Source organism: Paenibacillus sp. Y916, from assembly GCF_056786435.1.
Window position 1 is genome coordinate 461,758 of record NZ_JBXCJA010000001.1, and the last position, 20,157, is coordinate 481,914.

A 20,157-nucleotide genomic window follows, 5' to 3' on the forward strand; every position below is an offset into this window, starting at 1 on the left:
TACTTTTAAGACAGCGGATGCGGGAGGGGTGACTTCATATGATTAAAGGACATGTACACTCTCTGGAGACCTTCGGGACGGTTGACGGACCAGGTATCCGCTTTGTCCTATTTATGCAGGGTTGCCTGATGAAATGTCAATACTGTCATAACCCCGATACATGGGGGATGAATGAGGGCAAAGAAATGACTGTTGAAGAAGCTTTATCAGAGATTGAGCCGTATATCAGCTACTATCGTTCGTCTGGAGGCGGTCTTACGGTATCGGGAGGCGAGCCTAGCTTACAATCCCGTTTCGTTGCTGAATTATTTAAGGAAGTTAAGAGACGTTGGAATCTTCATACGACTTTAGATAGTAACGGATTTAATGATCCGGATAAAATTAAAGATTTACTGGATGTTACTGATTTGGTACTGTTAGATATCAAACACATGGATAATGAGAAACATATCAAGTTAACTGCTAGAAGTAATGAGAAGACGCTCAAAACGGCACAGTGGTTATCAGAACATGGTCATAAGATGTGGATACGCCATGTGTATGTTCCAGGTATTCATGAGCAAGAAGAGGATCTTCTCCATCTAGGTCAGTTTATTGGAACGCTAAATGGAGTAGAGAAATTTGAGATTCTACCGTATCATCAGATGGGTGTCTACAAGTGGGAAGCCATGGGTAAAGAATATCCACTACAGGGTGTTCCTTCTCCTACGGAAGAAGAAGTTCAGCGTGCCTATCGTCTTATTGAAGAAGGTCGTAAGCAACTATATGTCGTAAATTAGTTTAATAGTGGGGGTGTCCCAGAAACCATGAAACAGGGTTGAGGGGCATCCTCTTTTTCTTGAAATATAAGAAAGTATAAGTTTCACTTGAATCAATTTCATAATCGCCGATGCAGTTATATCGGGTTGCGTAATTATGAAATTGATTCTTGATACTCTATTCCTTATAATTCCGCTGAAACGGGTGCCGTCTTTGAAAAAGGACGGTATTGCCGTTTCTACTTGTGCAGCAGGGTAGATAATCTTTTGAAGAGGTTTGGAATGTGCGAGGCATTAAATAGTTGTATTTACATTGTTGCTTATTAGCAACCTTTTGTGTTAGATTGCGTCTATTACTAATGTGAGATAAGAATTAGAATTAGTCAGAAATAGGGAATAGGGGAGCATACTAATGAATTTCAAGAAGATTACCTTTTTAGCAATTTTTACAGTAACGCAAATTATGTTAGTTAGTCCAGTAAATGCAGAAAGTACCACTCCAGTAGAGCAAAGCGAAGCAGTTACTCAAGCGGTATATGGAACAGATACCGATGAGGCTACACCTTCGAATATTTCCTCGGAAATCGAAACAGATGAAACACAAAGTGCTTCAGTTCATTCAAATGAATTAATCATGATGATAAACAGTGCTGAAATGTTTCAAGATGGCAAGACATATACAGCGGGTCGCCCTATGACGGTGAAGAAGGGTGTTTCTTATGTTGCTCTTCGTTCAATGGTAGATCGTATTGGTCTTAATCTTACGTATAACAGTACGACTAAAGAAACTATTATTATAAGTGGTGATAATGAATTACGATTCAAAACCGACAGTAATAAGTATACCGTGAATGGTGTTTCGAAAGAAATGAAAGGAGCGGCATATCAGGACAATAATATATTTATGGTTCCATTGACGTCTATTACACAAGCACTCAATATTCCTTATATCTATGATGGCGTACAAAAGAGAGTTGTTCTTAGTCTTGTAACAAAGCCGGCTGCTTCGTTTACGATCCAGCAAAAGGTGGTTGTTGCAGGAGAGACAACGGTGACTTATGTAACTTACGCATCATCGCCTAAAGGACTGCCTATCGTTGAGGAACGTTGGGAAGGGCGGGAAGATATCTTTCAGGAGATTGGAACTCACGAGGTAACTTATTCTGTGCGTGATAGTAACGGAGAATGGAGCGATCCATATACATTGACAATCGTAGTCAAAGCCCCTAATTTACCACCTGTGGCTATGTTTACGACAGATAAAGATGAGTATAAAATGGGTGAACTCATTACAATAAAAGATCAAAGTACGGATGATGAGAATAATATTGTAAAAAGAGACTGGATGAACAAACAGATGGCCTTCTTTAAAGCGGGTCCAGTCAAGATTCAACTGAAGGTAACAGATGGATATGGCGCAGAAGGATATTATGAGAAAACAATTAATATTACGAATGAAAGCTTATACAGTGAGCCAGATTTCAATCAATTATTTATACCTATCGGAGGTCAATACAGATTTGATGGTGCCAATATACCTGCGATGAATCAGGTGCCGTATAGAGTGTCTTCAGAACCGGTAACGTTGCTACGTAGTAACAGCCCTGAAACAGTCTATTCCGAAGGTGTGGTTTACCGTGAGACGTCAGAAGGAAAAGCGCGCTTTATGATTCATCACGTTAATGCTTTGGCCGTTGATGTGAAAATGTATGTCATAGCTACGAATAAGAATGAATTACCAGCAACGATTGATATTCTAGATTCTGGATTTGCTGGTCCGAATATATATGCAGCACTAGTAGGTAAGTTGTCGGTGCAACGTTATTTCCAATCCATGCAAAATCCTTTAGTGAAAGAGTCCGTTTCGATTGCTCCGGGTGAAAGCAAAATTATTCTGAACGAACTAAATGCACTTAAAATGACTCCGACGCAAGTAATTTCATTATTAGCTGATGTGGCTAGTGATTCACCTATTGAATATACAGTCATCATGCTTGAAGCGAATAAAGATCCTTTTGTGAGTCTTCCGTACTTAATGGATCTTGAAAGAGATGTTCATACTCGTGGGACATATTCTGATTCAACACGTATTATTGAGTACGATGATGTAGTTGGTTTAACTCCTGCCCGTATTTCTTTGGGCGATAATAACGGAGATCCCAATCTGGTTGGTGTGGACCCTATGACAGGTGAGGTAGAGTCCAATCGGGGTAACTTTGGGGTTATGTATAAGATTAATATGAACCGAGTAGCTCCGAATACACTGATCACGTTTAATCCACGTGGGGGAGAATATTCGGGAATGATCTTGGTGAATGGGAATATCGTATCTGTTCCTGATGGCAGTGGGGTCGCAGGATCACTCATGACTCCTTATGACAATAGTGTCGTTTATCGCACAGGTGCACAAGAGCAACGCGTTGAGATTTGGTTCACAGCTGCTCCAGGTAGTAATTTGCCAGTGAATCTAGTGTTTTCACAAATGCCTGAACGAAAGTAATAATATATTTGTAGTAATCATAAGGGGCCTCGTAGAAGTATGAGGTCTCTTTATTTTTTCGTGAAGACGGAAAACGGTCGTAGCTAGCCATTGATCTCAAAAAAATCTCTTGAGAATCAAGAGGCGATTCTAATGGCTATAGCGGAATCAATCTGGTTGTTATTTGCTACAGAATTGACGCTGACATCATAATGTAGCATTATTAGAAGTAGTATATTGTAAGGATTGCCAGCAGTTGATGGAAGAGGATGGTAAGGTGGCTTCTGCGGGTATGAATGGAGATTGATATCAATGACTCTTGCTCGTAAAGTGATGAAGGGACCTATAGTCGTTTATCGTAAAGTGATCTCACCTTTGAAACCAGCGACATGTCGGTTCTATCCAACATGTTCTGCATACGCTCTTGAAGCTATAGAGGTACATGGTGCGGCTAAGGGAACTTGGCTTGCGATGAAGAGGATAGCAAGATGTCATCCTTTTCATCCTGGTGGCGTTGACCTAGTACCCCAGCGGAAAGATAAGGCTGGGGAAGGGACAACTTGACAAATAACGATGCACTTAAGTATATTAGACAATATATGTTGATTTCTGAGGAACGGATAAGTATGAGAAGTACACTTAACACAGAGAGCTGGGGAATAAGCTGCAAACCAGTATAAGTGAATCTCAGAATATGGTCCGGGAGGAATTATCTTCGAGCAGTAAGGTATCTGAGGATATGTTACGTAAGGGGATGACGTGTTCCAGCGTTAATGGACAGTTCTCGTTTCTATATAACGGGACTGATGAAGCCTACTACCTGTAAAGGTATAGGGAATTTGGGTGGTAACACGTGAGATAACTCTCGTCCCATATAGGGATGGGAGTTTTTTGGTGATTTTAGGTTCTACGAATCAAGATCCATGAACGACTAATCTGAAGGGAATGATCGTAAATGACTGAGAAGCAAACATTTTATTTAACGACTCCTATTTATTATCCGAGCGATAAGCTACATATTGGGCACGCATATACTACTGTAGCGGGGGATGCATTGGTTCGCTATAAGAAGCTTCGTGGCTATGATGTTCGTTATTTGACTGGTACAGACGAGCACGGGCAGAAGATCGAGCGTAAAGCGGCAGAAGCAGGCAAAACACCTCAACAATTCGTAGATGATATCGTAGCTGGAATTAAGGAATTATGGGGAACGCTAGATATTTCAAATGATGATTTCATTCGTACGACAGAAGAACGGCATAAGAAGATCGTACAGGATGTATTTGAACGTCTACTGCAACAAGGTGATATTTATAAGGGGGAGTATGAAGGGTGGTATTGTACGCCAGATGAATCCTTTTTCCTAGAACGTCAGCTTGTCAATGGGAATTGTCCTGACTGCGGTAGAGCTGTGGAACGTGTGAAGGAAGAGAGCTATTTCTTCAAGATGAGTAAATACGTTGATCGGCTATTGAAGCATTATGAGGACCATCCTGATTTTATTCAGCCTGTATCACGTAAGAATGAGATGATTAATAACTTTATCAAGCCTGGTCTTGAAGATTTAGCTGTATCACGTACGACTTACGACTGGGGGATCAAAGTTAAAAGTGATCCTAAACATGTTATCTATGTCTGGATTGATGCCTTACTTAACTACATCACTGCCCTAGGATATGGCTCAGATAATACAGAGTTGTTTGACAAGTATTGGCCGGCAAATGTACACCTTATGAGTAAAGAAATTGTTCGTTTCCATACGATTTATTGGCCAATTATTCTAATGGCATTGGATCTACCGTTACCTAAGCAGGTGTTCGCTCACGGCTGGTTATTGATGAAAGATGGTAAAATGTCCAAATCGAAAGGAAACGTTGTAGACCCTGTGACGTTGATCAGTCGATATGGATTGGATCCTCTACGTTACTATTTATTGCGTGAAGTGCCTTTCGGTTCAGACGGAACATTCACACCTGAGAGCTTCGTGGAACGAGTCAATTCGGACCTGGCAAATGATTTGGGGAACCTCCTAAATCGTACGGTCGCTATGGTAGATAAATACTTTGATGGGATTGTACCGACATATCAAGCAGGCGTGACACCATTCGATCAAGCGGTGGAAGAAGCTGCAAAGGAAACTTATGATAAAGTGGAAGAGTCTATGGAAAACATGGAGTTCTCCGTTGCATTAACTGTCATTGGACAATTTGTAAGTCGGAGTAACAAATATATTGATGAAACGCAGCCATGGGTTCTTGCCAAAGATGATTCTAAATTAAATGAATTAGCATCGGTGATGACACATCTTGTCGAAAGTTTACGGATTGCATCCATTTTGTTACAGCCCTTCTTAACCCAAGCGCCGCATAAAATATGGGAGCAACTTGGATTACAGCAAGGAGAACTAACGACTTGGGATAGTGGTAAAATCTTCGGATTATTCCCAAGTGGAACGAAGTTAGTCAAAGGAGATCCAATATTCCCACGTTTAGATGTAGAGCAAGAAGTTGCCTATATTGCAGAGGCGATGTCTGGAGGAGTGAAGGCGGCAGAAGCAGCTGTGGCTGAGCGAGTAACGGATGAAGCACCGATCGAGCATAGTGAAGAAATCGGGATAGAGGACTTTGCCAAAGTTGAGCTTCGTGTTGCCCAAGTGATTGCGGCAGAACCGGTGAAAAAGGCTGATAAACTATTGAAACTTCAACTCGATCTTGGATTTGAGCAACGTCAGGTCGTATCTGGTATAGCTAAATTCTACACTCCTGAACAATTAGTAGGTCGCAAAGTGATTTGTGTTATTAATTTGAAGCCTGTCAAATTACGAGGAGAATTGTCGCAAGGTATGATTCTAGCGGCATCGCATGGAGATCAGTTGACCTTAGCAACCGTTCCAGATGAAATGCCAAATGGAGCCATTGTGAAATAAATAGGTTAGATGTTTAGTGTTTATGTCATAAGTGAACGGTATCCTCTCGTGGGGATACCGTTTTATGTCATGTTTCTTCTGTTGACAATTGAATCTTACTACCTTTATAATCAGACAGTAATGATTACGATTAATAAAAGCGGAGCTGAAACTTAACTTGAAGAAGAATAGTATTAGGATGATCACATTCATTGTAGGTTTAATTCTTACGATGATGGTAACTGGATGTGGGAGTAGCTCCAACGGGACTATGGAAGAAGGTAAAGTGAATGTCGTGACTACATTTTATCCAATCTATGTATTTGCTCAAGCTATTGGTGGAGAGGATGCTCACGTCGTTAATTTAATTCCATTTGGTGTGGAACCTCATGATTGGACACCGAGAAGTCAAGAAATTATTAATACGTCGAAAGCTCAATTGTTTATGTATAATGGTGCTGGATTAGAAGGATGGGTTCCCGACTTTCTAAAAGGACTTAATAAAGATAGTAAAGTAAAGTCGGTGGAAGTGAGCAAAGGTATAAAGCTTATAGAATCCTCTGAGGACGATGGGCATGACCATGGCGCAGCAGAGGATGATGGGCATGACCATGGCGACCATGACGAAGCAGAGGATGCAGAAGGGGTAGCACAGCATCATATCGACCCACATACGTGGGTGAGTCCAAAGTCTGCACTCATCATGGCTGAGAATATCAGGAATAGCTTCATCGAAGCTGATCCAAGTAATCAAACTCAATACGAACAAAGGTATCAAGGATTGAAGGATCAATTGCTAGAATTAGATCATAAATTCGAATCAGAATTAGCGAAACTAGCGAAGAAGGAAATTGTTGTTTCCCATCAAGCTTTCGGGTACTTGACGCGTGATTATGGATTAACGCAATATGCGATTATGGGACTTTCTCCTGATGCAGAACCTCGTGCGCAAGATATTATGAATTTAGCTAATTTGGTGAAAGAAAAGGGTATCCGATATATCTTTTTCGAGGAACTGGTATCTGATCGAATTGCGAAGACCTTAGCTGGTGAAGCAAAGGTAGAGACGATGGTGCTCAATCCAGTAGAGGGTTTAACGAAAGAGCAGGAAAAGAATAAAGAAGATTACTTTACGCTAATGGAGAAAAATTTGCAAAATTTAATTATAGCCTTAAAATAAAGGTTAGAACTTATTTTAGAAGGGCGGAGTACTTATGAAGTCACTGGCGGCCCAGGATTGTCATCAGCATATTATTGAAATTGAAAACGTATCTTTCTCATATAGAAATCAAAAGGTATTATCTGATGTGAATTTCTCTGTGAGAGAGCGAGATTTCGTTGGTATTATTGGCTCGAATGGAGCTGGGAAAACAACTTTAATGAAATTGATCGTGGGTCTTTTACCTATGGATAAAGGGAATATTAACTTATTCGGTACACCGATTCATTCCTTTAAGGATTGGGAGCGTATAGGATACGTTCCGCAGAAGAATAACTTCAATCCATTATTTCCTGCGACGGTTCGCGAAGTAGTGCTTTCAGGGATGTACAATAATAAATCTCTCTTTCGACGTGTTAGTCGTTCTATGCACCAACAGTGCGATGATGCATTAGAAGTGATGCGTATTCAGGATATTGCGGGCAAACGTGTAGGGGAGCTATCAGGTGGGCAGCAGCAACGTGTTTTTCTAGCTCGTGCGCTCATTAACCATCCGGATTTACTCGTATTGGATGAGCCTACAGTGGGCATTGATGCGGAGACACAAGCAAGTTTTTTTGAATTGATAACCCATATGCATGCGCATCATCATATGACTTTTTTAATGGTGTCTCATGACTTGGATATGATTGAAGGATACTTAGGAACCACACCTGTGCAGAAGAACGGCAATATTAATTTATTTGTTAGACATTCTCATGATATTCAAAACTGTGAAGAGCATAATTTAGAACATTCACTATCTAATTGATGGAATCAGTTTAAGGAGTCGTTATTATTGCCACTTGAAATAATGTTTAGTGATTTTTTTCAAAGAGCTCTTGCCGGAGGGATATTGATTGGATTAACAGCCCCTCTTATTGGAATATTTCTCGTGCTGCGCAGACTCTCCATGATTGGAGATACGATTGCCCATGTGACCATTGCTGGTGTAGCCTTAGGATTTCTAATTGAAGTGTACCCATTAGGAGTAGGTTTGGTCTTCGCCATCCTAGCATCTTTTGCTATTGAGAGGTTACGTAAAGCATATAAAAGCTACGCAGAACTTTCCATCGCGATTATTATGTCTGGTGGTGTGGCTTTGGCCTCGCTCTTTTTTACTTTAGGGATGGGTTATAATACAGATGTAATGAGTTATTTATTCGGTAGCATCTATACACTGGATACGACGGATCTATATGTTGTTGGTGGGGTTACTGTAATTGTTGTGTTGGTTGTGACTTTATTCTTCAAGGAGTTCTTTCTACTAAGCTTTGAAGAGGATGCAGCTAGCGTAAGTGGATTACCAGTTAAGTTGCTTAATATGTTGATTACGGTCCTTACCGCACTGGTGGTCAGTACCGCTATCAAAATCGTTGGAGCCCTATTGGTATCGGCCCTATTGACGATTCCTGTAGCTATTAGTTTATTGATCGCTCGGAGTTTCAAAGCGTCCGTTATATGGTCCGTCGTTATTTCTGAGATAGCTGTGGTCGTTGGTCTGGTGGTGGCTGGGATTTGGAATCTTGCCCCAGGTGCGACTATCGTATTATTGCTTATATCTATGCTTGTGATGACGATGATCGGTAAGAAGGGACTATCTATTTAGGAGGTGGAAATATGTCGGATATCAGCATATCACTTGCATTTATCGCAGGTCTAGCCTCATTTATTTCACCATGTTGTTTGCCGCTTTATCCATCATATCTGTCTTATATCACAGGGATGTCAGTTCAACAACTTAAGACCGAACAGAATAAGAAAGAAGTACGTTTCCGGACGCTAACTCATACACTGGCCTTCATTCTTGGGTTCTCTGCCGTTTTCTATACACTTGGGTTCGGGGCGGGTTTTTTTGGACAGTTTTTCTCAGATAATAGAGATTTGATTAGACAATTGTCAGCTATTTTGATTATATTGATGGGACTTTTCTTATTAGGGATATTCCAACCGAGGTTTTTGATGAAAGAACGTAAGATGGATTTGAAATTTAAGCCTGCGGGTTATATTGGTTCTTTTATATTCGGAATAGGCTTCTCAGCAGGCTGGTCACCATGTATTGGACCCATTCTTGCTGCTATTATCGCTATGGCTGTTAGTGAGCCAGGAGCATGGTTTCCACTTATTACAGCGTATACAGTTGGATTTGCGATCCCATTCTTTATTCTTGCGTTTTTTATTGGTTCAACCAAATGGATACTGAAATACTCTAACCTGATGATGAAAATTGGGGGCGGACTGATGTTGTTGATGGGAATCCTCTTATTTACAGACCAAATGTTTAGAATTACGATTTGGCTACAACAAATAACACCTGAGTGGCTGAAGTTTTAAGTGAGATGATGAGAGGTTATCTGGTCGTTATTGTTGTTGCTCTACACTGATGGGACTTGCCAAGTGTCTTGTGAAACATGTATCATTACATAAGCGGGTATTCGGATTTAGGGTTCATGTTTAATAGCGAGGGATTGTTAAGCTAAGTACGAGAGGGCTTGATAATCCTTCAAGAGAAAAGAGGGAAGAAGATGCCAACGCCTAGTATGGAGGATTACTTAGAGCGCATCTACAAGCTGATTGACGAGAAAGGTTATGCGCGTGTTTCGGACATTGCCGAAGGCTTAGAAGTTCATCCTTCATCCGTTACTAAGATGATTCAGAAATTGGACAAAGATGAATATCTTATCTATGAGAAATATCGTGGTCTTATATTGACGCCAAAAGGCAAGAAGATCGGCAAACGTCTTGTGGATCGTCATCAACTTCTAGAGGAGTTCTTGACGGTGTTAGGTGTCCAAGAAGAGAATATATATGCAGATGTCGAAGGGATAGAGCACCATTTAAGTTGGGATTCCATTACACAGATTGAGATGCTATTAGAATATTTTCGTCGGGACGAACAGAGATTACAACAATTACGTGACGTACACAAGGAATTAGTTAGTGATTCGCAAGCTTAGCATCTGTCATGCCCTCAGAGACAGGTGCTTTTTTAATTAAAGGTAGTTCAAAAAGTCACCTTTTGAACACTCATTATTTATGTAAATTATTATTGTGGAGGTAAAGAGTGATGAAATTAAGAAAATGGTTCTTGTTAGTACTCATGATGATTATCTTATTTCCGGGATTAAATCGTACTGCTGAAGCACAAACAACTAAAAGTATAAGTATTTTATTAGATGGTGTACAACTAACAACTGATACCGTGCCTTATATCCTTCCTAAATTAAATATTACGATGGTTCCTCTACGGGTTATTAGTGAAGGCTTGGGAGCGACCGTTACATGGTCACAAAGTACAAAAACAGTAACGATAGAGAGTAATATTGCAGTGATTGAACTTACGAATGGTAAAACTTCGGCACTGATAAATGGTTCTATCGTACCGCTTGATGCTTCTGTGCAGATTAAAAATGGCCGTACTATGGTACCGCTTCGCTTCGTGGGAGAGGCACTTGGGCTACAAGTTAACTGGAATCAAGCAGAGCAGACCGTGACGTTAATTAGTGAAGCGGTGTTACCAGATTTCGGGGATGAAGATGAAGTTATAAATAATGCTGCGCTTCGGGGCGTATGGGTATCCACTGTATATAATTTGGATTGGCCATCAGTAGCCTCCTATGAGGATATGCAAAAGCAAAAGGAAGAGTATATTTATTTAATTGAAAATCTACAAGCGACAGGTTTAAATTCAGTATTCGTGCAAATTCGTCCAGCGGGGGATGCACTCTATCCATCGGCATTAGTTCCATGGTCTAAGACGTTGACAGGGAAACAAGGGAATAATCCTGGGTATGATCCCCTTCAATTTATGATTGATGAGACGCATGCGAGAGGGATGGCATTTCATGCATGGTTTAATCCATTCCGTGCGAATACGGATACCAATACGGTGACATTGGCAAGTAATCATGTAGCGATCCAACATCCTGAATGGATCGTGAATACTAAGAATCAGCTCATCATAAACCCTGGTATACCAGAGGCGCGGGCTCACGTGATCGATGTGATTATGGAAGTGGTTAGAAATTATAATATTGATGGTGTTCATCTCGATGATTATTTCTATCCAACGGGAGTGACCTTTAACGATGATAGCGCGTTTAAGACATATAATTCGAATAAAATAACTACAAAAGCTAACTGGCGTCGCGATAATGTAAATCAATTTGTTGAGCAATTAAATTCATCTATTCAATCAGTAAAACCACATATAGCCTTCGGAGTGAGTCCATTCGGAGTATGGCGCAATAAGGCCTCTGATCATACAGGATCAGATACTAAGGCAAGTATTACTTCTTATGATGATTACTACGCAGATGTGCGGACCTGGATTAAAAATGACTGGATCGATTACGTGGCTCCCCAACTATACTGGAGTCTATCCAATAAGAATGTACAGTATGATACGTTGGTGAATTGGTGGGTAAATGAAGTGAAGAGGACGGGCGTGGAGTTGTATATAGGTCATGCACCTTATAAGTTGGGAACTACTGAGGTTGGCTGGCAGAATGCTCAAGAGATCATTAACCAACTGAAATATAATGCTAATGATCCAGAAGTGGGCGGAAGTATCTTTTTCAGTGCAAGACATATTCTGAATAATCCACTTGGTTTGATTCCTGCACTTACAACATATTATAAACAGTAATATTACTATAGATTTCAAAAAGGTAACCCCTAGAATCCGTAAGGATCTCAGGGGTTACCTTTTTCGATGCGGAGAATGGATCTATCCTAAAAAGGATGACAGATCCATTTCCACCTATCTAATGATATTTTGGCATTTGATCATCGTCTTTTCCTTTTTGCCCTTCGATGAGTTGAAAAGGATATTCTTTATTCTTTTTGGAAGACGAACCGGAGGTTCCTTTTCTCATTCCAGCAGCTTTGTCCATCGTTCTACGAGATGGTTTCACCTTAGGATGTCTCTTGAATCGACTAGGCTGATAATGTCTAAATAATAGAAATATAACAATGAACACAATGACTGGGATAAGAAGATTTTTCAATAGAATGAATTGGTTGAAGAAGATGTCGCTTAGCAAACCGATTCCTGCCAATACGATCACTGTCCATGTGGAAATAGATTGACTCTTCATCTCATTCTCACCCTTTCACAGCATCTAATGCTCCTGTTCTGATGGAGGAACTTGCTTTGGAGTTCTCAAGTTCAGCGTCCAACTCCCTCATTCGGTTAAAAGAAGCGATCGAAACTTCTACTTGTTCGTCCAGTGGTTCCTTCGTAGTCAACAACTGTAACCAAAGCCCTGGATAGCCTAGATAACGTAAGACCGGAGTTTCTCTCATAGCATTCGTAAGCTTCAGAAACTCAAAGGAGACAGCTATAACGACAGGCAATAAAATAAGACGTTGCAACACACGATCCAACATATTATCCCACGGAACAACTGAATAAATGATAACACCCAACACGATGGTTAGCATCATAAAGCTACTACCACAGCGATAATGAAGTCGACTATGCTTCTGAACATTCGCTACAGTTAATTCATCTCCTGCCTCGTAGGTAGAGATGACCTTGTGTTCTGCACCATGATATTGAAATAATCGTTTGACAACTGGTGTTAAAGTAATGGCCCAAAGATATACAAGTAGTAGTGCTAATTTGATGACACCTTCTACTAAGTTATGCAAGATGTAGTGATCAAACAACCCACCAAATATGAAATCTTCAAGAAATACGGGTACGAGTGTGAAGATTAGCTTACTTACGATGAAAGAAAGCACACCTACTGCTGCAACGCCAATCATCATCGTTAAACTTAATCCTGATTCTTCCTTTTCTTTCTGTTTGGTCCGTTCTTCTGGTTCAATCTCATCATCCGCGTAGGCGTCCGCTGAGTAATTCAAATGCTTGGATCCTTTCGCACTGGAATCTATAATACCGACAATGCCGCGAATAAGGGGGATTTTACGTAACTTTTTCACCCATGATTTGTCTTGGCGTGGCACTTCCAGAAATGTTATTTCATTGTTCTTTCGTCTCACGGCAGTGACATTGATATTTTTTCCGCCAAACATAACGCCTTCAATGACGGCTTGGCCACCATAGCTGACAGATTTAGACTCTTGAGGCAACCATTTCACCTTCCCTAAGTTGGTTTATTTTTTGTGAATATTGAATTGTAAAGCCATATCGTAAGCGTCTTGACAATCCATCATATTTATTCTCTCTATTGTATCGAATTTTCTCATCAATATCTAGTTTTGATATCGAAGTTGTGGTTTGCCCGCACATGAAATGAACATACTAGCAGAGAGGAAATTGGTTAAATAGTCATATGAGTAGGAGGATCAATTAATGAATCAACATCAACAAACAATTACTACATATACGAATAAGTATGCTTTTGCCTTGGAACTTGGCTTTTTTGCAGGTCTGTTCTGGGGCACGATTCATTGGATATTTTATATTTTCAAATTTACAAAAGTCATTCCAGCTTATTTAGCGGAACCATTCTTTAAACATGAATTTTTAAAGAGTGGGGCAGGTCATTTAGTAGGCTTGCTGGTCTTTATCGCTTTTTCTATAGCGGTCTCCTTGATCTATGTGTTATTGTTTCGAAAGGTAAAGGGACCCTGGCCTGGAATACTATATGGAGTGTTTTGGTGGTTGGTGATCTTTGTGGTGCTGGGTCCAAAATTCGATATGGTCAAGCCATTGTCAGCATTGACAGCAACAACGATAATCAGTGAATTCTGCTTATATCTCTTGTGGGGATTGTTTATTGGATACACCATTGCTATGGAATTCACAGATGAGAGGGTAAGGGAACCGAAGGAAGTAGAAGGCTGAACTCGAAATAACTTCTCAAGAATGCATCACCTATGGTAAAATAGCAGATGGTTATTTGATAAAAGTTAGAGTTCAAAAAGTCAGGTTTTCAGCACTAAAGTTTATGCTTACGACGCTGCGTTTCTTTGAAACGCCTCAGAAGATTGGATGAAGGTAGGGAGTGAGGAGCGGAGCTACACGTTTTCGTAGAAAACGACTTCGGAAGCATACGCTTGCAGTACCTACGTGAGCACCTGAAATGTTTCCGAAGGAAACATACTTCGAAAGCATATGCTTGGACCGGCTGAATCCAATCTTCGATGTCGAGTAAGCTTCTTTGGTAAGCTTCGTGATCAAAAGATGACTTTTTGAACACCCTCTAAAAAGGTGGTAATATCATTTTGACAACTATATGGGTAATCAATGGACCGAACCTCAATCTCCTAGGAGTAAGGGAGCCGGGAATCTACGGATCACAAAACTTACAATCTATTGAAGATAATATTCGGAAACATGCGAGCGATCTAGGTGTTGATATTTCCTTCTATCAATCAAATCATGAAGGAGTTATGATCGATTGGATTCACGAAGCAATGGACAACGCCGATGGGATTATTATTAACCCTGGGGCATTAACCCATTATAGCTATGCATTACGTGATGCAATTAGCTCTGTACGCATTCCAACAGTAGAGGTACACTTGTCTAATATTCACTCTCGGGAGTCTTTTCGACATACTTCTGTCATTGCTCCAGTTGCCATCGGACAGATTGCTGGATTCGGTGCATTAAGTTATGAACTTGGATTGATTGCATTGGTGCGCCATTTGGAAGATCAGGGACGGTAGTATTGCCTTCCTTAAAGTGTAGAAAGGGAGATAGCATGATGGGAAATTCAAGAGTACTTAAGTTACGTGAAGCTATGCAAAAGAAGAATGTGGAAGCGGTATTCATTACGAGTCCAATTAACCGTCGTTATTTAACGGGATTCACTGGATCATCAGGTTATGTTCTAGTGACTCTGTCTGATGCGTATTTGCTAACAGATTTCCGTTACATGACCCAAGCCCCGCAACAAGCGAAAGGCTTCACTGTTGTGGAACATGGAATTCAAGTGATGGATCTTGTTAGAGAGTTGCTTGTTAGCAGTAAGATTGATCAACTTGGCTTCGAACAGGATGATGTTTCTTACAGCTCGTATATCACCTATAAGGAACAGTTAGAGCCCGCGATCAAGCTTATCCCTGTTAAGGGATTAGTAGAACAACTGCGCATATTTAAGGATGAGGATGAAATGAAGATCATGCAGCGCGCAGCCAACCTTGCGGATGAAACATTCAATTATATATTGGGTGTCGTAAAGCCGGGTATGACGGAGCGTGAAGTTGATCTAGCGATGGAATTCTATATGCGTAGTCATGGGGCAACATCATCATCATTCGATACGATTGTTGCATCAGGTGAACGATCCGCTTTACCTCATGGTGTTGCAAGTGAGCGTATGATCCAAGGGGATGAATTCATTACCTTTGATTTCGGTGCATTACTAGATGGGTATTGTTCGGACTTAACACGAACCATTGCCTTGGGGAAACCGAAACCCATATTGAAAGAAATCTATGATATTGTATTGGAAGCGCAGCTGCATACACTGGCACATATTAAGTCAGGAATGACAGGGCGTGAAGCAGATGCACTTGCCCGTGATATCATAAAGAAACATGGATATGGGGATCAGTTCGGTCATAGTACTGGGCATGGGTTAGGTATGGAAGTGCATGAATCTCCTCGACTATCTAAGCTAAGTGATGATATTCTACAACCGGGAATGGTTGTTACGGTTGAACCAGGTATTTATTTGCCAGGTATCGGTGGAGTTCGTATTGAGGACGATATACTTATTACAGAGACGGGTATTGTTATATTGACGCATTGTAGTAAAGATTACACTGTGTTGAGTAGTTAATATATTTCACGAAAAACTTGAGTTTATGCTTTCGATGCTAGTTTTTTACGAAGTATATTCAGGAAGTAACGCTTTAAAAAAATTTTAGGAGGTTATTATTTTATGATATCAGTAAACGATTTTAAAACAGGACTAACGGTGGAAGTTGAAGGGGATATTTATACGGTAATCGAATTTCAACATGTTAAACCAGGTAAAGGTGCGGCATTCGTTCGTTCAAAATTGAAAAACTTACGTAATGGTAACACTGTTGAGCGTACTTTCCGCGCAGGTGAGACGATTGGACGTGCAGTTATTGAGAACCGTCCTGTACAGTATTTATATGCTAGTGGACAAGAACATGCTTTCATGGACAATGAGACGTATGATCAATTTACATTAACTAGTGATCAACTTAAATGGGAACTCAATTTCATCAGAGAAAATATGGTTGTAAATATCGTTAGTTACCAAGGAGAAATTCTAGGTATTAACTTACCGCACAGTGTTGAGCTTAAAGTAACAGAAACAGAGCCAGGAGTTAAAGGTAACACAGCTCAAGGGGCTACTAAGAATGCTAAATTAGAAACAGGTCATACGGTTCACGTTCCTCTTTTCATTAACGAGGATGATGTGTTATTAATCGATACACGCGATGGTAAATATATTTCTCGTGCCTAATAGGTGCTAGGAATTGGGTAATAGAGAATCGCAATAGAGTGATCGTGTTTATTATGAGTGGGGAGTGAATCGAAGTTGTCACTGTACGTCATGAAATTCGGAGGTAGTTCCGTTGGAAATACGGAACGGATGCAGCGTGTAGCAAGACGCATCGTTGAGAAGCAAGATGAAGGTCATCAATGTGTCGTCGTAGTCTCAGCTATGGGAGATACGACAGATGAGTTAATTGACCAAGCCAAATTATTGAATCCGGAGCCACCAGCACGGGAAATGGATATGTTAATGACAACGGGTGAGCAAATATCGATGGCGATGTTATCGATGGCTATTCATCATCTAGGTCGTGAGGCTGTTTCTTTTACAGGGTGGCAAGCTGGATTCCGTACGGAGTCAGTACATGGTAAAGCAACAATTATAGACATTAAGCCAGAACGTGTTCAAGCCGCACTGGAACAGGGGAAAATTGTTGTAGTTGCCGGATTCCAAGGAATGACGGAAGATGGAGAGATTACGACATTCGGACGTGGTGGTTCTGATACAACGGCAGTGTCATTGGCAGCTGCGATTAATGCAGATGTATGTGAGATTTACACCGATGTGGATGGCATTTACTCTACTGACCCGCGTATTGTGAAATGTGCTACCAAACTTAAAGAAATATCTTATGATGAAATGTTGGAACTTGCTAGTTTAGGTGCAGCTGTATTACACCCTCGTGCAGTGGAGTATGCGAAGCATAATAAAGTCACCCTCGTGGTGCGGTCCAGTTTTAATAATAATGAAGGTACCGTTGTTAAGGAGGAAGCAAGCATGGAACAAGGGGTCGTAGTAAGTGGCATTGCCTATGATAAGAATGTGGCTCGTATTAGTATTTTGGGTGTGTCCGATACTCCAGGAGTACTTGCGGAAGTATTCGGTGCATTGGCACGAGCAGGTATTAACGTTGATATTATCGTACAGAGTGGCGTTCAGGATGGCGAGGCAGACTTCTCATTTACAGTTTCGCTGTCTGAGTGTGACAATGCATTGTCTGTCATAGAAAGTCTCAAAGCCGATCTTCCATATCGAGAAGTTACGTCTGAAGACCAATTAGTTAAAGTATCTATTGTGGGTGCAGGAATGATCAGCCACCCTGGAGTCGCTGCTCAGATGTTCGATGTTATTTCTAAACAAGGCGTAAGTATCAAGATGGTTAGCACATCTGAGATCAAAACCTCATGTGTTATTGACGGGAATAACTTAAATGAAGTGATTAAAGCTCTTCATACCGCTTATAATTTAGATAATGATAGTCAAGTATTTATTGGAGGTCCTGAGGACCGTCGTTAATCATACACGCAATAAGGAAGTAATATGTAGGGCCTGACGGAGAGTTTTCCGTTAGGTCCTTTTTATAACTATAAAGTATGTGTTCGAAATGAGTTATCAGGGCACTTTTTACGTTAGTTAGGTGTTATAAAGAATATAAAGGTTGAGGAGGTGTTGGCATCGCTACAGGATTCGCTAGATTCAAAGGAGCTGGAAACGTTAATTGTTAGTATTCAAAAGGGAGATACCGAGCAGTATGCCTTGATCGTCAAACAATTTCAACAGCCTATTTACCGCTATTGCTACCGTTTGTTAGAAAACAGACAGGATGCGGAGGACGCAGTACAGGATATTTTGGTTAAGGCCTATCAGTCGATACGCCGGTACAAACCAATGGTACAATTCTCTTCATGGCTCTATCGTATCGCTTACAATCATTGCATGAATTTATTGCGAAGGCGTCGTCTGCATAAGCGTGTTCTGAGTATTTCACGATGGGAGATAGCATCTGCTAGTTTAGAGCAAGAGCTGGATGACAGATTGTACAAGCCTTCATTGGCTGCAGCATTGTCGCAGTTATCGCTGGAGGAGCGGAACATACTGATTCTGCGGGTGTTTGAGGAGACAACATTTGCGGAGATGGGAGAAATACTGGGCAGTAGTCCCAATGCCCTGAGTAAGAGAATGAGTAGGATTAAGTTGAAGGTGCAAGAAGCTATGAAATCGGAGGAGGAGATCGTTTGGAACGAGCCACAGACAGCAATGAATACGAAGATATAATACTTGCTTCAGCCGATAAAGAACAATTGCCTAAGATAGACGTAGTTGAACGGGTGATGGGGCGAATAATGCCGTCAGTAGCCAGCCGTCGTCCACTTCGACAAAGGCTTATGAGTAGAACGATGGCGGCAGCAGGCATGTTGACGCTACTTCTGCTGATCTCTGTGACGGCCTATGCGGCTTCAGAATATATTCAAATCCGTAATGGAGCAGGAACGGTCAAGGTGCAGCATATTCCAAGGACGGAGATCCCGGTAGCCACTTATAATAAATATGAGCAGCAGGCAGAAGCGTTTGCCAAGCCGGGAGAACTGATCGCTTATTATGTAAAGGATAATGTGGGTTCAAGTGATCTATCGTCAGAATTACAATTTAAGTATAAAGAGAGGCGGATCACTGCTTATTCCGATTTTTTAAGAGAGATAGAGCGGACGAAGGCGCCAGTACTTCCTGAAGCACCTGTCAAGTATTCTTTTGTCTACGGCACCGTTAGCCCCACATTTCCGACTACTGAACTAGAGAAGAATAGTATTCTTTACAAGGAAACGCTATATGATCTTATGGCTCAGACTAACAAAGCTAATGGTAGTGGGAATCTGTACATGAAAGCTATACCGTGGTCGGAGTCGGGATCAATAAGTGGAGTATATTCGTATGGCGAAGGTTATATAGGGATTTCAGCCACGATGATGCATGGTAGAAAAATGATTGTGGAGCAGGAATCGGAGAATAAGGCGGATAAAATGATAGTGGCAGGCCAAGAAGTAGTGTATAACCATGTGAATAAAGAGCACGTAAGTTACCACTATTTGAACTGGTACAACGAAGAAGAGGATGCATATTATACGGTGACTACTTACGGAGATAACAGATTAAGCAAGGAACAATTAATACAGTTAGCCAGGGAACTTATGACGTAGAGTTAGCTAGTGCGAATTTTTATGTTGTAGAAGTTTCTATGGAGACACCGCGTGTAGTGGCATCATGGAGAGTAACCACGTACATTTTCTAACGGAAATAGCAGCCTCTAATTTACCTAAATCGTCACTTTTGGAATTCTAGCGGAAGTGAGTGACCTTATTTGGTCTTTTTCTTCGAATTTGAGCTGTTAATGTGCATATAGAGGTCTGTATTTCCGTTAGAATGTCATGTTGATGTTTTTTCGTAGAATAAGGTCTGTGGTTTCCGTTAGAAAGGTTAGAAAATTTACCGCCGGCGAATAAGAGTCTAAACTACACTTAAATTAGCAGAACTCTAGAAAGTAGAACAAGAGAAGGGAATGGATATGGAGCGAAAGTTTACGTTCC

General features: G+C 40.8%; 19 protein-coding genes. 17 read left to right on the forward strand and 2 right to left on the reverse strand.

Annotated features, from left to right (window positions below):
- Nucleotides 1-38: 38 nt before the first annotated feature.
- The 10 genes from pflA (at nt 39) to AC1TO9_RS02150 (ending at nt 11,988) form a co-directional block, all read left to right on the forward strand.
- Complete coding sequence (pflA, locus tag AC1TO9_RS02105) at nt 39-779, forward strand: pyruvate formate-lyase-activating protein (RefSeq protein WP_482058231.1); 741 nt, start codon at nt 39-41, stop codon at nt 777-779.
- A 391-nt stretch (nt 780-1,170) separates the two neighbouring features.
- Entirely contained in the window at nt 1,171-3,258 is a 2,088-nt protein-coding gene (locus tag AC1TO9_RS02110) for a stalk domain-containing protein (protein WP_482058232.1), read from the forward strand.
- A gap of 291 nt (nt 3,259-3,549) precedes the next feature.
- Complete coding sequence (gene yidD, locus AC1TO9_RS02115) at nt 3,550-3,801, forward strand: membrane protein insertion efficiency factor YidD (RefSeq protein ID WP_482054834.1); 252 nt, start codon at nt 3,550-3,552, stop codon at nt 3,799-3,801.
- Between the two features lie 391 nt (nt 3,802-4,192).
- Nucleotides 4,193-6,163 carry a methionine--tRNA ligase gene (gene metG, locus AC1TO9_RS02120; RefSeq protein WP_482058233.1) on the forward strand — a complete coding sequence of 657 codons (1,971 nt, stop codon included), beginning with the start codon at nt 4,193-4,195 and terminating at the stop codon, nt 6,161-6,163.
- Between the two features lie 178 nt (nt 6,164-6,341).
- Nucleotides 6,342-7,322, forward strand: coding sequence for a metal ABC transporter solute-binding protein, Zn/Mn family (locus AC1TO9_RS02125; protein ID WP_482058234.1), 981 nt, complete (start codon nt 6,342-6,344; stop codon nt 7,320-7,322).
- Nucleotides 7,323-7,356: 34 nt separating this feature from the next.
- Nucleotides 7,357-8,112 carry a metal ABC transporter ATP-binding protein gene (locus tag AC1TO9_RS02130; protein WP_482054837.1) on the forward strand — a complete coding sequence of 252 codons (756 nt, stop codon included), beginning with the start codon at nt 7,357-7,359 and terminating at the stop codon, nt 8,110-8,112.
- A 42-nt stretch (nt 8,113-8,154) separates the two neighbouring features.
- Nucleotides 8,155-8,949: a metal ABC transporter permease gene (locus tag AC1TO9_RS02135; RefSeq protein ID WP_482055246.1), complete on the forward strand. Its 795-nt coding sequence runs from the start codon at nt 8,155-8,157 to the stop codon at nt 8,947-8,949.
- 11 nt (nt 8,950-8,960) lie between these two features.
- Nucleotides 8,961-9,674, forward strand: a complete 714-nt coding sequence (locus tag AC1TO9_RS02140; RefSeq protein WP_482054838.1) for a cytochrome c biogenesis CcdA family protein — start codon at nt 8,961-8,963, stop codon at nt 9,672-9,674.
- A 191-nt stretch (nt 9,675-9,865) separates the two neighbouring features.
- Nucleotides 9,866-10,297: a transcriptional regulator MntR gene (gene mntR, locus AC1TO9_RS02145; protein WP_482055247.1), complete on the forward strand. Its 432-nt coding sequence runs from the start codon at nt 9,866-9,868 to the stop codon at nt 10,295-10,297.
- Nucleotides 10,298-10,407: 110 nt separating this feature from the next.
- The gene (locus AC1TO9_RS02150; protein ID WP_482058235.1) at nt 10,408-11,988 is read left to right on the forward strand and encodes a family 10 glycosylhydrolase; all 1,581 of its coding nucleotides are present in this window, start codon (nt 10,408-10,410) and stop codon (nt 11,986-11,988) included.
- 118 nt (nt 11,989-12,106) lie between these two features.
- On the opposite strand, the gene AC1TO9_RS02155 is transcribed toward AC1TO9_RS02150, so the two are convergent.
- Both AC1TO9_RS02155 and AC1TO9_RS02160 read right to left on the reverse strand, forming a co-directional pair.
- Entirely contained in the window at nt 12,107-12,439 is a 333-nt protein-coding gene (locus AC1TO9_RS02155; RefSeq protein WP_482054840.1) for a hypothetical protein, read from the reverse strand.
- Between the two features lie 7 nt (nt 12,440-12,446).
- The gene (locus tag AC1TO9_RS02160) at nt 12,447-13,439 is read right to left on the reverse strand and encodes a DUF1385 domain-containing protein (RefSeq protein ID WP_482055248.1); all 993 of its coding nucleotides are present in this window, start codon (nt 13,437-13,439) and stop codon (nt 12,447-12,449) included.
- Nucleotides 13,440-13,662: 223 nt separating this feature from the next.
- Between AC1TO9_RS02160 and AC1TO9_RS02165 the strand changes: the two genes are divergently transcribed.
- The 7 genes from AC1TO9_RS02165 (at nt 13,663) to AC1TO9_RS02195 (ending at nt 19,770) form a co-directional block, all read left to right on the forward strand.
- On the forward strand, nt 13,663-14,157 hold the full coding sequence (locus AC1TO9_RS02165) for a YqhR family membrane protein (RefSeq protein ID WP_482054841.1): 495 nt from the start codon (nt 13,663-13,665) through the stop codon (nt 14,155-14,157).
- A 380-nt stretch (nt 14,158-14,537) separates the two neighbouring features.
- Nucleotides 14,538-14,984, forward strand: coding sequence for a type II 3-dehydroquinate dehydratase (gene aroQ, locus AC1TO9_RS02170; RefSeq protein ID WP_482054842.1), 447 nt, complete (start codon nt 14,538-14,540; stop codon nt 14,982-14,984).
- 38 nt (nt 14,985-15,022) lie between these two features.
- Nucleotides 15,023-16,102: a M24 family metallopeptidase gene (locus AC1TO9_RS02175; RefSeq protein WP_482058236.1), complete on the forward strand. Its 1,080-nt coding sequence runs from the start codon at nt 15,023-15,025 to the stop codon at nt 16,100-16,102.
- A gap of 102 nt (nt 16,103-16,204) precedes the next feature.
- Nucleotides 16,205-16,762: an elongation factor P gene (gene efp / locus AC1TO9_RS02180; protein ID WP_482054844.1), complete on the forward strand. Its 558-nt coding sequence runs from the start codon at nt 16,205-16,207 to the stop codon at nt 16,760-16,762.
- A gap of 75 nt (nt 16,763-16,837) precedes the next feature.
- Entirely contained in the window at nt 16,838-18,091 is a 1,254-nt protein-coding gene (locus tag AC1TO9_RS02185; protein ID WP_482054845.1) for an aspartate kinase, read from the forward strand.
- Nucleotides 18,092-18,241: 150 nt separating this feature from the next.
- Nucleotides 18,242-18,850, forward strand: a complete 609-nt coding sequence (locus AC1TO9_RS02190) for an RNA polymerase sigma factor (RefSeq protein WP_482058237.1) — start codon at nt 18,242-18,244, stop codon at nt 18,848-18,850.
- Nucleotides 18,811-19,770: a hypothetical protein gene (locus tag AC1TO9_RS02195; RefSeq protein ID WP_482054847.1), complete on the forward strand. Its 960-nt coding sequence runs from the start codon at nt 18,811-18,813 to the stop codon at nt 19,768-19,770. Before AC1TO9_RS02190 ends, AC1TO9_RS02195 begins: the two co-directional genes overlap by 40 nt.
- The last annotated feature ends 387 nt before the right edge of the window (nt 19,771-20,157 follow it).

Excerpts from the sequence above, each read along its gene's own strand:
- pflA (WP_482058231.1), top strand. The coding sequence starts at position 39 with ATGATTAAAGGACATGTACACTCTCTGGAGACCTTCGGGACGGTTGAC.
- AC1TO9_RS02110 (WP_482058232.1), top strand. The coding sequence starts at position 1,171 with ATGAATTTCAAGAAGATTACCTTTTTAGCAATTTTTACAGTAACGCAA.
- yidD (WP_482054834.1), top strand. The coding sequence starts at position 3,550 with ATGACTCTTGCTCGTAAAGTGATGAAGGGACCTATAGTCGTTTATCGT.
- metG (WP_482058233.1), top strand. The coding sequence starts at position 4,193 with ATGACTGAGAAGCAAACATTTTATTTAACGACTCCTATTTATTATCCG.
- AC1TO9_RS02125 (WP_482058234.1), top strand. The coding sequence starts at position 6,342 with ATGATCACATTCATTGTAGGTTTAATTCTTACGATGATGGTAACTGGA.
- AC1TO9_RS02130 (WP_482054837.1), top strand. The coding sequence starts at position 7,357 with ATGAAGTCACTGGCGGCCCAGGATTGTCATCAGCATATTATTGAAATT.
- AC1TO9_RS02135 (WP_482055246.1), top strand. The coding sequence starts at position 8,155 with ATGTTTAGTGATTTTTTTCAAAGAGCTCTTGCCGGAGGGATATTGATT.
- AC1TO9_RS02140 (WP_482054838.1), top strand. The coding sequence starts at position 8,961 with ATGTCGGATATCAGCATATCACTTGCATTTATCGCAGGTCTAGCCTCA.
- mntR (WP_482055247.1), top strand. The coding sequence starts at position 9,866 with ATGCCAACGCCTAGTATGGAGGATTACTTAGAGCGCATCTACAAGCTG.
- AC1TO9_RS02150 (WP_482058235.1), top strand. The coding sequence starts at position 10,408 with ATGAAATTAAGAAAATGGTTCTTGTTAGTACTCATGATGATTATCTTA.
- AC1TO9_RS02155 (WP_482054840.1), bottom strand. The coding sequence starts at position 12,439 with ATGAAGAGTCAATCTATTTCCACATGGACAGTGATCGTATTGGCAGGA.
- AC1TO9_RS02165 (WP_482054841.1), top strand. The coding sequence starts at position 13,663 with ATGAATCAACATCAACAAACAATTACTACATATACGAATAAGTATGCT.
- AC1TO9_RS02175 (WP_482058236.1), top strand. The coding sequence starts at position 15,023 with ATGGGAAATTCAAGAGTACTTAAGTTACGTGAAGCTATGCAAAAGAAG.
- efp (WP_482054844.1), top strand. The coding sequence starts at position 16,205 with ATGATATCAGTAAACGATTTTAAAACAGGACTAACGGTGGAAGTTGAA.